Annotated in this window: 13 protein-coding genes; 8 read left to right on the forward strand and 5 right to left on the reverse strand. The window is 57.9% G+C overall.

Annotated features, from left to right (window positions below):
• Positions 1 to 35: 35 nt before the first annotated feature.
• Positions 36 to 743 carry an arginyltransferase gene (locus PspS34_RS18065; protein WP_057714169.1) on the forward strand — a complete coding sequence of 236 codons (708 nt, stop codon included), beginning with the start codon at positions 36 to 38 and terminating at the stop codon, positions 741 to 743.
• 111 nt (positions 744 to 854) lie between these two features.
• Entirely contained in the window at positions 855 to 1,073 is a 219-nt protein-coding gene (gene infA, locus PspS34_RS18070; protein ID WP_002553999.1) for a translation initiation factor IF-1, read from the forward strand.
• Positions 1,074 to 1,387: 314 nt separating this feature from the next.
• On the opposite strand, the gene PspS34_RS18075 is transcribed toward infA, so the two are convergent.
• The 4 genes from PspS34_RS18075 to clpS all read right to left on the reverse strand — a co-directional run bounded on the left by PspS34_RS18075 (position 1,388) and on the right by clpS (position 5,361).
• Positions 1,388 to 2,224 (reverse strand): IS3 family transposase, encoded by an 837-nt coding sequence (locus PspS34_RS18075; RefSeq protein WP_223509062.1) that lies wholly within the window; start codon positions 2,222 to 2,224, stop codon positions 1,388 to 1,390.
• The gene (locus PspS34_RS28675) at positions 2,221 to 2,526 is read right to left on the reverse strand and encodes an IS3 family transposase (RefSeq protein ID WP_008047186.1); all 306 of its coding nucleotides are present in this window, start codon (positions 2,524 to 2,526) and stop codon (positions 2,221 to 2,223) included. The genes PspS34_RS18075 and PspS34_RS28675 overlap by 4 nt, the downstream gene beginning before the upstream one ends.
• A 150-nt stretch (positions 2,527 to 2,676) precedes the next feature.
• Complete coding sequence (clpA, locus tag PspS34_RS18080) at positions 2,677 to 4,947, reverse strand: ATP-dependent Clp protease ATP-binding subunit ClpA (protein ID WP_057714168.1); 2,271 nt, start codon at positions 4,945 to 4,947, stop codon at positions 2,677 to 2,679.
• 30 nt (positions 4,948 to 4,977) lie between these two features.
• Positions 4,978 to 5,361, reverse strand: coding sequence for an ATP-dependent Clp protease adapter ClpS (clpS, locus tag PspS34_RS18085; protein ID WP_020799529.1), 384 nt, complete (start codon positions 5,359 to 5,361; stop codon positions 4,978 to 4,980).
• Positions 5,362 to 5,585: 224 nt separating this feature from the next.
• Here clpS and cspD point away from each other — a divergent pair, with 224 nt between their 5' ends.
• Positions 5,586 to 5,852: a cold shock domain-containing protein CspD gene (gene cspD / locus PspS34_RS18090; protein ID WP_154861343.1), complete on the forward strand. Its 267-nt coding sequence runs from the start codon at positions 5,586 to 5,588 to the stop codon at positions 5,850 to 5,852.
• Positions 5,853 to 5,932: 80 nt separating this feature from the next.
• Here the strand turns inward: cspD and icd are convergent, their stop codons facing one another.
• Complete coding sequence (icd, locus tag PspS34_RS18095) at positions 5,933 to 7,189, reverse strand: NADP-dependent isocitrate dehydrogenase (protein WP_007972065.1); 1,257 nt, start codon at positions 7,187 to 7,189, stop codon at positions 5,933 to 5,935.
• On the opposite strand from icd, the gene PspS34_RS28320 reads away from it, so the two are divergent.
• From PspS34_RS28320 to hflD, 5 genes are all read left to right on the forward strand, one after another.
• Positions 7,188 to 7,355, forward strand: coding sequence for a hypothetical protein (locus PspS34_RS28320; protein ID WP_167362871.1), 168 nt, complete (start codon positions 7,188 to 7,190; stop codon positions 7,353 to 7,355). The two genes, icd and PspS34_RS28320, sit on opposite strands and share 2 nt — an antisense overlap.
• Before the next feature lie 327 nt (positions 7,356 to 7,682).
• Positions 7,683 to 9,908 (forward strand): NADP-dependent isocitrate dehydrogenase, encoded by a 2,226-nt coding sequence (locus PspS34_RS18100; protein WP_154861344.1) that lies wholly within the window; start codon positions 7,683 to 7,685, stop codon positions 9,906 to 9,908.
• Positions 9,909 to 10,107: 199 nt separating this feature from the next.
• Entirely contained in the window at positions 10,108 to 10,554 is a 447-nt protein-coding gene (locus tag PspS34_RS18105) for an NUDIX hydrolase (RefSeq protein WP_154861345.1), read from the forward strand.
• Positions 10,555 to 10,613: 59 nt separating this feature from the next.
• Positions 10,614 to 11,747, forward strand: coding sequence for a tRNA 2-thiouridine(34) synthase MnmA (gene mnmA / locus PspS34_RS18110; protein WP_150812620.1), 1,134 nt, complete (start codon positions 10,614 to 10,616; stop codon positions 11,745 to 11,747).
• Complete coding sequence (gene hflD, locus PspS34_RS18115) at positions 11,744 to 12,367, forward strand: high frequency lysogenization protein HflD (RefSeq protein ID WP_057714163.1); 624 nt, start codon at positions 11,744 to 11,746, stop codon at positions 12,365 to 12,367. Before mnmA ends, hflD begins: the two co-directional genes overlap by 4 nt.
• Positions 12,368 to 12,469: the final 102 nt, after the last annotated feature.

Genomic DNA, 12,469 nt, shown 5'->3' on the forward strand with positions numbered 1-12,469 from the left:
ACACTTATTCAAAAGCATTATCCCGAGGGTTGATCATGACCGAGTTGGCGCGATTGAAGTTCTATGCCACTCAGCCGCACTCTTGCAGTTATCTGCCGGAGGAGCAGGCCACAACCCTGTTCCTCGATCCTAGCCAGCCCATGGATGTGCATGTCTATGCAGACCTGTCGGAGATGGGGTTTCGTCGCAGTGGCGATCATCTCTATCGGCCGCATTGCCAGAATTGCAATGCCTGCGTTCCGGCGCGCATTCCCGTGGGACAGTTCACGCCCAACCGGCAACAGAAACGCATCTTCAAGCGCAACGTGGATTTGCAGGTACGTCCAGCCAAGCCCGGTTTCAACGAAGAATACTTCGACCTCTACCAGCGCTATATCGAACAGCGTCACGCCGATGGCGACATGTACCCGCCGAGTCGCGACCAGTTTTCGACATTCCTGGTGCGGGACCTGCCGTTTTCAAGATTTTATGAATTTCGCCTGAATGGCCGGCTGCTGGCCGTCGCCGTCACCGATTTACTGCCGAACGGTCTTTCGGCGGTCTACACCTTCTACGAACCCTCCGAAGAGCGTCGCAGCCTTGGGCGCTATGCGATCCTGTGGCAAATCGCCGAGGCCAGGCGGCTGGGGCTGGATGCGGTCTACCTCGGCTACTGGATCAAAAACTGCAAAAAAATGAACTACAAGACTCAATATCGCCCTATCGAGTTGCTGATTAATCAGCGCTGGGTGGTTCTAAACTAGAGCCGGCCCTAAACCCCTTGGCTTAAACCCCATTTTTCGGGCACAATGCACGCCGCTTTTGCCTGGCGCAGTTGCACCGGGCCATTCATTGGACACCGAGGGCTTTACTGCATGTCGAAAGAAGACAGCTTCGAAATGGAAGGCACTGTCGTCGACACCCTGCCCAACACCATGTTTCGTGTGGAGTTGGAAAATGGGCACGTCGTAACCGCGCACATCTCCGGCAAGATGCGCAAGAACTACATCCGTATTCTTACCGGCGACAAAGTGCGCGTAGAGCTGACTCCTTATGACTTGAGCAAAGGGCGCATCACTTACCGCGCTCGATAAGGTTGGAGCGAGCCTGCTCGCGAAAAACCTGACGGTACCGCGTCAAGTCAGAGTCCCCGCATCATCATTGACGAACATCGCGAGCAAGCTCGCTCCTACAGAGATAGGGCTCACTCGCTAAGCAAGTCAATACAAAACGCCCGGCTTATGCCGGGCGTTTTTGTTTGTCTGTAATTTACCTCCCCCCTGTAGGAGCGAGCCTGCTCGCGAAAAACCCGAGGGCGCCACGTGAAACCAGACTTCCCGCGTCATCGTTAACGACCATCGCGAGCAGGCTGAACCGGTCAAGTAATCCCGGACACCGGTTACGGTGCTTATGCCGCCTTTTGCTCCATGGCTATTGGCGACAGATAGTTGTTGTAGCTGTGGAGCCTCGTGCGGTTGTAGTACATGAAGAAGCGCACCATATCGGTTTTTGCTTCCTCGATCTTGCTGTAGCCACTACGAGGCACCCATTCTGATTTCAGCGTGCCAAAAAATCGCTCTGTTGGAGCGTTGTCCCAACACTGCCCGCGATGACTCATGCTTTGCAATATGTCTCGACGCTTCAGTTCTTCCTGAAACTTGCGGCTGGTGTACTGACAGCCCTGATCCGAATGGAACATCAGTCCCGGAGGACACATTCGAACCTCTATTGCCATGCGTAGCGCCTTGCTGACCAAGTTGGCGTCATTGACCAGCGAAAACGCCCAGCCAATGACGCGGCGAGCAAACAAATCGATCACGATGGCCAGATGAACCCAGCGCTCACCCACCATCAAGCTGGTCACGTCGCCACACCAGACCTGATCGACTGCAGCCGGCTTAAAATTGCGTTTGAGCCGATTGGGCACGACAAATGCTTCAACACCTTTGGATCTGAATGGGTGAGGCTGGCGTTGTTTACTGACAATGTTGGCCTCCCTCATTAGCGTTCTGACAAGGCCTCTTCCGATCGCGATGTTTTGGGACTTCAGGTTCTTGCTGATCATTCTGGAACCCATGGCTTCCCGGCTTTCGCTGTGCAGTTCAACCACTTTCAGCTTGAGTTCTTCGCGTCTGATCCGCGGTTTGGCTCGCCGCTGAAGCCACTCATAAAAGCTGCTGCGCTTCACATCGAAAACACGACACACAATGGCAGTCGGGAACGACTCTCTTAGTTCCGCAATCATCGAAAACGATCGGGATCCGACATCAAGAGAGCGGTAGCCTTTTTTAAGATCTCGGCTTCCATTTCCATGCGCTTGATCTTGGCCTTCAGTTCCTGGATCTGGCGTTGATCTTCGGTAATCGCCTTAGTGCCTTTAACTGGCTGCCCCTCGCGCTCCTTGCGAACCTGATCGACCCAGCGCCGTAAAGCGGTGGGCCCGATATCCAGCGATGCACAAACGTCTGGAACCGGGCAGTTATCATCAAGCACCATGCTGGCAGCATGCAGCTTGAACTCGCGGGTATAGACCTTTCTTTCGTTCATGGAACCTCCAAGTTGGCGAAATCATATCGCCCTTAAGAGGTGTCCGGAATTATTAGGCCAGTTCAGGCTCGCTCCTACAGACAGCGGATATGCCGATCAACAGACAGCAAAAAGGCGCCTCTCGGCGCCTTTTTGTTTTGCTTTTGAACGTCAGGCCATCTCGGCCGTGGTCTCGAACTCGAAGGTCAGCTCCCCGTCCTTGATGTCGATGTGTACCACACCGCCATGCTCGGCCAGTTCGCCAAAGAGAATCTCCTCCGCCAGCGGACGCTTGATCTTGTCCTGGATCAGGCGAGCCATTGGGCGAGCCCCCATCGCCGCGTCATAACCACCTTCGGCCAGCCAGTTGCGGGCCGCATCGGTGACTTCCAGCAACACTCGCTTGTCTTCCAGTTGCGCCTGAAGCTCGGTAAGGAACTTGTCCACCACGCTCTTGATAACCTCATGACTGAGGCGACCAAACTGGATGATGGTGTCCAGACGGTTGCGGAATTCCGGCGTGAAGCTCTTCTTGATCACTTCCATCGCATCGGACGAGTGATCCTGATAGGTGAAACCGATCGAAGCGCGGGCTGCGGTCTCGGCACCGGCGTTGGTCGTCATGATGACGATCACGTTACGGAAATCCGCTTTGCGCCCGTTGTTATCGGTCAACGTACCGTGGTCCATGACCTGCAGCAGCAGGTTGAAGACTTCCGGATGCGCCTTTTCGATTTCATCGAGCAACAACACGCAGTGTGGCTGCTTGGTGATGGCTTCGGTGAGCAGACCGCCCTGATCGAACCCGACATAACCAGGAGGCGCACCGATCAGACGCGATACGGTGTGGCGCTCCATGTACTCGGACATGTCGAAACGAATCAACTCGACACCCAAGGCCTTGGCCAACTGACGCGCCGCTTCGGTCTTACCGACACCGGTAGGCCCTGCGAACAGGAACGAACCGACAGGCTTGTCAGGGGACTTGAGGCCGGCACGGGACAGCTTGATCGCAGTTGCCAGCGAGTCGATAGCGGCATCCTGACCGAACACGGTCAACTTCAGGTCACGCTCGAGGTTACGCAGCAGCTCCTTGTCGGAACTGGTGACGTGTTTTGGCGGAATCCGCGCGATTTTCGCGACGATGTCCTCGACTTGCGGCACTTCGATGCGCTTCACACGCTTCTCGACCGGTTGCAGGCGCTGATAGGCACCCGCCTCGTCGATGACATCGATGGCCTTGTCCGGCATATGACGGTCGTTGATGTAACGCGAGGCCAGTTCGGCAGCCGCGCGCAGGGCCTCATCACTGTATTCGATATTGTGATGGCTTTCGAAACGCCCTTTCAGGCCGCGCAGAATGCCAATGGTGTCTTCCACCGAAGGCTCCGACACATCGACCTTCTGGAAGCGCCGGGCCAAGGCACGGTCCTTCTCGAAGATGCCGCGGAATTCCTGGAAGGTGGTTGAACCGATGCAACGGATATCACCCGAGGACAGCAGCGGCTTGAGCAGGTTCGAGGCATCCATGACGCCACCGGACGCGGCACCCGCACCAATGATGGTGTGGATCTCGTCGATGAACAGAATCGCCTGCGGACGTTTTTTCAGTTCATTGAGCAACGCCTTGAAGCGCTTCTCGAAATCGCCACGGTATTTGGTCCCGGCCAGCAACGCGCCGAGATCAAGAGAGTAAACCACGCTGTTGGCCAGCAGGTCCGGTACCTGGTCGTCGACAATGCGCTTGGCCAGGCCTTCGGCAATCGCGGTTTTACCCACGCCCGCCTCGCCCACCAGCAGCGGATTGTTTTTGCGCCGACGCGCCAGGATCTGCGCAACGCGCTCGACTTCCAGCTCACGCCCCACCAGCGGATCGATGCGACCCTGGCGCGCGAGTTCGTTGAGGTTGCTGGCATAAGCATCCAGGGGATTGCCTGAGGAAGAAGACTCACCGCCCTCGTCGTCCTGCATATCTTGCTCACCTTCAGAGTGATCGCCATGCCCCGGCACTTTGGAAATGCCATGGGCGATGTAGTTGACGACATCTATACGGGCAACGCTCTGCTGTTTCAGCAGGAACACCGCCTGACTCTCTTGCTCACTGAAGATCGCGACCAGCACGTTGGCGCCAGTCACTTCGCGTTTGCCCGAGCTCTGTACGTGAAACACAGCACGTTGCAGCACACGCTGGAAGCCCAGGGTTGGCTGGGTTTCGCGATCCTCGTCATGCACGGGGATCAATGGCGTGGTGGAGTCGATGAACTCCTGCAGGTCATGCTTGAGTTTGTCGAGGTTTGCGCCGCACGCACGCAGAACGGTGGCGGCAGCCTCATTGTCCAATAGGGCCAGCAAGAGGTGCTCGACGGTCATGAACTCATGACGCTTCGAACGAGCTTCCTTGAAGGCAAGATTGAGGGTGACTTCGAGCTCGCGGTTTAACATAGCTTCACCTCATACCCAAGTGTCCGGCGATTAACCGTCCTTCTCGATTTCACAGAGTAGCGGATGCTGGCTTTCCCTGGCGTACTGGTTGACCTGCATGGCCTTGGTCTCGGCGATGTCGCGGGTAAACACTCCACATACTGCCCGTCCTTCTGTGTGGACGGCCAGCATGACCTTGGTCGCCAGCTCGCGATTCAGGTTAAAAAACACCTCGAGCACTTCGACGACGAAATCCATCGGTGTGTAGTCATCATTGAACAAAACCACCTTGTACATCGGCGGCGCCTGTAAAGCAGGCTTGGCCTCCTGAACAGCAATGCCTGCGGAATCGTCGTCGTGTTCCTCCGGGCGATCCTTCTGGAGAGTCGGGCGATCCTGATTGAATGTTAGTCGAATCTGGCTGATTGCATGCATGGAAAGAAAGGTTCGTCAGTTGTTCAAATACAGTGGTGGGGGCGGCTATCAGCGATTTCAACTCCGACTGCCGGGTCAGCTTGACTATCGGCAAAACGGTGTTACAACCAATAGAGCCCACAGTGGGTAAAAAAGGTCCGCGGAGTCAATCTTATTTACAGATTCGACTGCGGATGTACTGGATGATACTCCAGTGATGGAGTCTGTTGCAGAGGGAGTTGGGTATGTCAGGCGGCAAGGTCAGCGGCAAGGTCAAATGGTTCAACAATGCCAAGGGTTACGGTTTCATCAATGAGGACGGCAAGGCAGAAGACCTGTTTGCCCACTACTCCGCCATCCAGATGGAAGGTTATAAAACCCTGAAAGCCGGACAAGCTGTCGTATTCGATATCATCCAGGGCCCCAAAGGCCTGCACGCGGTCAACATCGGCAACCCGGCGGGCGCTTCGAAAGCAACGGCATCCGCCCCGCAACAGACCGTTACAGTGTAAGTCCACACCGTCATAGCGCCATAAAAAAACCGCCTGACTCATCTACTTGAATCAGGCGGTTTTTGTGTGCCTGCGTTTTCTTACATGTGCGAGATCAGCGCATCACCGAAGCCGGAAGACGACACCAGTTTCGCGCCTTCCATCAGACGCTCGAAGTCATAGGTCACGGTCTTGGCGGAAATCGCGCCGTTGGTGCCCTTGATGATCAGGTCGGCCGCTTCGGTCCAGCCCATGTGGCGCAGCATCATTTCAGCCGACAGGATCAACGACCCCGGGTTGACCTGGTCCTTGCCGGCGTACTTCGGCGCCGTACCGTGGGTGGCTTCGAACATGGCGACGGTGTCGGACAGGTTGGCACCCGGCGCAATACCGATACCGCCCACTTCCGCCGCCAGGGCGTCGGAGAGGTAGTCGCCGTTCAGGTTCAGGGTCGCGATCACATCGTACTCGGCCGGGCGCAGCAGGATCTGCTGGAGCATGGCGTCGGCGATGGCATCCTTGACGATGACGTTCTTGCCGGTTTTCGGGTTCTTGAACTGCATCCACGGGCCACCGTCGAGCAGGGTCGCGCCGAACTCTTCAGCCGCCACTTCGTAGGCCCATTCCTTGAAGGCACCTTCGGTGAACTTCATGATGTTGCCTTTGTGCACGATGGTCAGCGAATCGCGATCGTTGTCGACCACATATTGCAGGGCCTTGCGCGCCAGACGCTTGGTACCCTGCAGGGACACCGGCTTGACGCCGATACCGCAGTTCTCGTCGAAACGGATCTTGGTAACGCCCATTTCTTCTTTCAGGAACTTGATGACCTTGGTGGCTTCCGGCGTACCGGCCTTCCACTCGATGCCCGCGTAGATGTCTTCGGAGTTCTCGCGGAAGATGGTCATGTCGACATCGCCTGGCTTCTTGACCGGGCTAGGCACGCCTTCGAACCAGCGCACCGGGCGCAGGCAGACGTACAGGTCGAGTTGCTGACGCAGGGCCACGTTCAGGGAACGGATGCCGCCACCGACCGGGGTGGTCAGCGGGCCCTTGATGGAAACCACGTAATCCTTGACCGCGTCCAGGGTTTCCTGAGGCAGCCAGGTGTCCTGATCGTAAACCTGAGTCGCCTTTTCCCCGGCGTACACTTCCATCCAGGAAATCTTGCGTTCGCCACCGTAGGCCTTCTTAACAGCAGCATCGACAACCTTGATCATGACCGGGCTGATGTCGACACCAATGCCGTCGCCTTCGATGAAGGGGATGATCGGGTTATTAGGAACATTGAGAGAATGGTCTGCATTGACGGTGATTTTGTCGCCGACGGCTGGAACCTGAATCTTCTTGTAACCCATGCTGAACTCCATTGATTGGATTGAACATCTGGCTTGGTTCGAGCGTAACCCAGTTGAATCGGCGCGCAAACCCTATGTTCCATCGATCTGGCGCAAAGCCTTGCAACTTGCGCGCTACAAGCCTGAAAGCAAAGGGAAAAGCGCCAAAACCAAGCACGACGAGTGACCTTACGCCCTGCTCGCCCCTGCGACCTTTAGACCAATGGACGACATTCGTTGCATATGAACCATCGGCAGATTGCCAGCTACCTATGTATAATGCCGCCCGCTGACCACAGGGTCACGACGGCTGAAGTGCTCTACGATGAGACTTTCCGCCCGGCAAGCCGGCCTGTTATCGCAGTCCGGCTACTTGACGCCCTACTGATGCACCCAACATCACAGCAACGAAACCTCGATATTCGGCTCATGGATGACTTTGAACGAACGCGCTTACCCGGCGCCCTCGAGTTTCTGCGCACGCTTTAGCAAAGAAGAGAGAGTTAATCCGAATATGCCCACCCGCTCGAAGATCATCTATACCTTCACCGACGAAGCTCCTGCCCTCGCCACCTATTCACTGTTGCCTATCGTAGAGGCGTTCACCGCCTCGGCTGATATCGCCGTTGAAACCCGCGATATCTCTCTTGCAGGGCGCATCCTGGCCAGCTTCCCCGAGCAACTGGGTGACAAAGCCGTAGCCGACCACCTCGCCGAACTGGGCGCCCTGGCCGTTACGCCTGAAGCCAACATCATCAAATTGCCGAACATCAGCGCCTCGGTTCCGCAATTGCAAGCCGCGATCAAAGAGCTGCAAGCCCAGGGCTACGCACTGCCGGACTACCCGGAAACCGTGACCTGCGACGCCGACAAGGAAGCCAAGGCGCGTTACGACAAGATCAAGGGCAGCGCCGTGAACCCGGTCCTGCGCGAAGGCAACTCCGACCGCCGCGCACCGTTGTCGGTCAAGAACTACGCACGCAAGCACCCGCACAAAATGGGCGCTTGGGCCAAGGACTCCAAGTCCCACATCGCGCACATGAGCAACGGCGATTTCTACGGCAGCGAAAAAGCCGCCCTGATCGACGCCGCTGACGCCGTGAAAATCGAGCTGATCGCCCAAGACGGCTCCGCTACCGTCCTGAAAGAAAAGACCAGCGTACAAGCCGGTGAGATCCTCGATTGCGCGGTACTGAGCAAAAACGCCCTGCGCAGCTTCATCGCGGCTGAAATCGAAGACGCCAAGGCACAAGGCGTGCTGCTGTCGGTTCACTTGAAAGCCACCATGATGAAGGTCTCCGACCCGATCATGTTCGGCCAGATCGTTGCCGAGTTCTATAAAGACGCACTGGCCAAGCACGCTGACGTGCTGGCACAGATCGGCTTCAACCTGAACAACGGCATCGGCGACCTGTACGCTCGTATCAAGGCTTTGCCTGCCGAGCAGCAAGCGCAGATCGAAGCTGACATCCAGGCGGTCTACGCCGTTCGCCCTTCCCTGGCGATGGTCAACTCCGACAAAGGCATCACCAACCTGCACGTGCCGAGCGACGTGATCGTCGACGCCTCGATGCCGGCAATGATCCGTGACTCCGGCAAGATGTGGGGCACCGACGGCCAGTTGCACGACACCAAAGCCGTGATCCCGGATCGTTGCTACGCCACCATCTACCAGGCCGTGATCGAAGATTGCAAAGCCAACGGTGCGTTCGATCCGACCACCATGGGCAGCGTGCCGAACGTTGGCCTGATGGCGAAGAAAGCCGAAGAGTACGGCTCTCACGACAAGACTTTCCAGATCAAGGCTGACGGCGTTGTTCGCGTCACCGACAGCAAGGGCAACCTGCTGATGGAACAGGCTGTTGAAGCCGGCGACATCTTCCGCATGTGCCAGACCAAAGACGCGCCGATCCAGGACTGGGTCAAACTGGCCGTCAACCGTGCTCGCGCCAGCAGCACCCCGGCGATCTTCTGGCTGGACCCGATGCGCGCCCACGACGGCGTAGTGATCGAGAAAGTTCAGGCTTACCTGAAGGATCACGACACTGCCGGCCTGGACATCCAGATCATGGCCCCGGTCGACGCGATGAAGTCCACCCTGCAGCGCACCCGCGCAGGCAAGGACACCATCTCGGTAACCGGCAACGTACTGCGCGACTACCTGACCGACCTGTTCCCGATCATGGAACTGGGCACCAGCGCCAAGATGCTGTCGATCGTGCCGCTGATGAACGGCGGTGGCCTGTTCGAAACCGGCGCCGGCGGTTCGGCTCCGAAGCACGTTCAGCAACTGCTGGAAGAAAACTTCCTGCGCTGGGATTCGCTGGGTGAATTCCTGGCCCTGGCCGCATCCCTGGAACACCTGGGCGTGACCTACAACAACCCCAAGGCGCTGGTTCTGGCCAAGACCCTGGACCAGGCCACCGGCCAGTTCCTGGACAACAACAAGTCGCCATCGCGCAAAGTCGGCAATATCGACAACCGCGGCAGCCACTTCTATCTGGCGCTGTACTGGGCTCAGGCCCTGGCTGCCCAGACCGAAGACGCTGCACTGCAAGCGCAGTTCGCGACCCTGGCCAAGACCCTGACCGAGAACGAGGCGACCATCGTTGCCGAACTCAACGCCGTTCAGGGCAAGCCCGTGGACATCGGCGGTTACTACCACGCCGACGCCGAGCTGATCAGCAAGGCCATGCGCCCAAGCGCAACCTTCAACGCGGCTGTCGCTGCGCTGGTTTAAGGTTGTAAGGGAACATCACAAACCCCGGCCCTGTGCCGGGGTTTGTGCTTTCAGACCTTACACACACCCCATGTGGGAGCGGGCTTGCTCGCGAATGCGGTTTATCATTCAACATCGATGTTGACTGACCCACCGCATTCGCGAGCAAGCCCGCTCCCACATTTGACTGTATTTCAACACTGGAAACCGAGGAAACCATATGGATTGGCAACCCCACATCACCGTCGCCACCATCGTCGAAGACAACGGCCGCTTCCTGATGGTCGAGGAACAAAAGCACGGACGCGTGGTGCTCAATCAGCCCGCCGGCCATCTGGACCCGAACGAAACCCTGACCGAAGCCGCCGTGCGCGAAACCCTCGAGGAAACCGGCTGGGACGTCGAACCGACCGGCGTACTGGGCATTTACCTCTACACCGCCCCGAGCAATGGCGTGACCTACCAGCGGGTCTGCTTCATCGCCAAACCACTGAAACACCACGCGGATTATCAACTGGATGACGGCATCGTCGGCGCCAAGTGGTTGACCCGTGAGGAATTAATCGAGCAGCGCGACAACTGGCGCAGCGAGCTGATCATCCGCTGCATCGACGACTATCTGGCAGGCCAACACTTCGGCCTCGAATTGATCCGTCCTTCTCTTTAGCCTTGCGGGCCTGAGCCTGCTAGAATCGCGTCCTTTTTCAAGACACTCATTGAATCCCTATGCGTGATCCAGCCCCTTCTGACACACAAAAGAAGCGCGTCATTGTCGGCATGTCCGGCGGCGTGGACTCTTCCGTTTCCGCCCTCCTGCTGATCGAGCAGGGTTATGAGGTGGAAGGCCTGTTCATGAAGAACTGGGAAGAAGACGATGGAACGGAATACTGCACCGCCATGGATGACCTGGCGGACGCCCAGGCCGTGTGCGACAAGATTGGCATCAAGCTGCACACCGCCAACTTCGCCGCCGAGTACTGGGACAACGTGTTCGAGCATTTCCTGGCCGAATACAAGGCCGGACGCACGCCGAACCCGGACATCCTGTGCAACCGCGAAATCAAGTTCAAGGCGTTCCTCGACTACGCCATGATGCTTGGCGCCGACCTGATCGCCACCGGCCACTACGTGCGTCGTCGCGACATCGATGGTCGCACCGAACTGCTCAAGGGCCTGGACCCGAACAAGGACCAGAGCTACTTCCTGCACGCCGTCGGTGGCGAACAGATCGCCAAGACCCTGTTCCCGGTCGGCGAGCTGGAAAAACCGCAAGTGCGCGCCATTGCCGAGAAGTACGAGCTGGCGACCGCGAAGAAAAAGGATTCCACCGGGATCTGCTTTATCGGCGAACGCCGCTTCAGCGACTTCCTCAAGCAATACCTGCCGGCGCAACCGGGCGAGATCAAGACCACCGAAGGCGAAGTCATCGGCCGTCACCACGGCTTGATGTACCACACCATCGGCCAGCGTCAGGGCCTGGGCATCGGCGGCCTGAAAGACGCCGGCGACGAGCCGTGGTATGTGCTGATCAAAGACCTGGAACACAACGAACTGATCGTTGGCCAGGGCAATGATCACCCTTACCTGTTCTCCCGCGCCCTGCTCGCCTCGGACATCTATTGGGTCAACCCGATCGATTTGACCGAGCCGCGCAAACTGACCGCCAAGGTGCGTTATCGCCAGAGCGACCAGCCCTGCACCCTGGAAAAAACCGCCACCGGATATCGCGCGACCTTCGATGATCCGCAACGCGCCGTCACTCCGGGCCAGTCCGTGGTGTTCTATGACGGTGAAATCTGCCTAGGCGGCGGCGTGATTGAAGTAGCCGAGCCGTGGACGAGCAAGGGCCAGGCCCTATGAACCCGATTCAGGAGCAACTGACGGCACTGGGCGGGGTGTTTCTCGCCGCGGTGCTGGTGGACAGGATCGCCAAGACCGGCCAGACCAACGAAGCCGGCCTGAGCTGCATGCTCGGCAGCCTGCTGATCCGCGACCCCAAGGACACGCTGGAAGTCTATGGTGGCGACGACATCAACCTGCGCGAAGGCTACCGCGCGCTGATCGGTGCCCTCGAACGCGACCCAAGTGCCCTGCAGCGCGAGCCACTGCGTTATGCCCTGGCCATGCTCGGCCTTGAGCGTCAACTGGCCAAACGCGGCGACATGCTCGACGTGATCGGCAAACGCCTGCCGCAGATTCAGTCCCAGGTCGAACACTTCGGCCCGGCCCACGAAAACGTGATCGCCGCCTGCGGTGCGCTGTATCAGGACACCCTGAGCACGCTGCGCCAGCGCATTCAGGTGCACGGCGACATGCGCAACCTGCAACAACCGAGCAACGCCTCGAAAATTCGCGCCCTGCTGCTGGCCGGCATTCGCTCAGCACGCCTGTGGCGGCAATTGGGCGGTCATCGCTGGCAACTGGTGATCAGCCGCCGCAAATTGCTCAAAGAGCTTTACCCCTTGATGCGTAACGAATAACCCGCATCGACAGAACCGAACTCAGCAATACGCGTAATACGCCGGTCAGTTGGCGACGGACCGGCGGATTTTTTCATGTATGATACGCGCCCCATTTCGTTG

The sequence above is a fragment of the Pseudomonas sp. S34 genome (assembly GCF_009866745.1).
Taxonomy (GTDB): domain Bacteria; phylum Pseudomonadota; class Gammaproteobacteria; order Pseudomonadales; family Pseudomonadaceae; genus Aquipseudomonas; species Aquipseudomonas jessenii.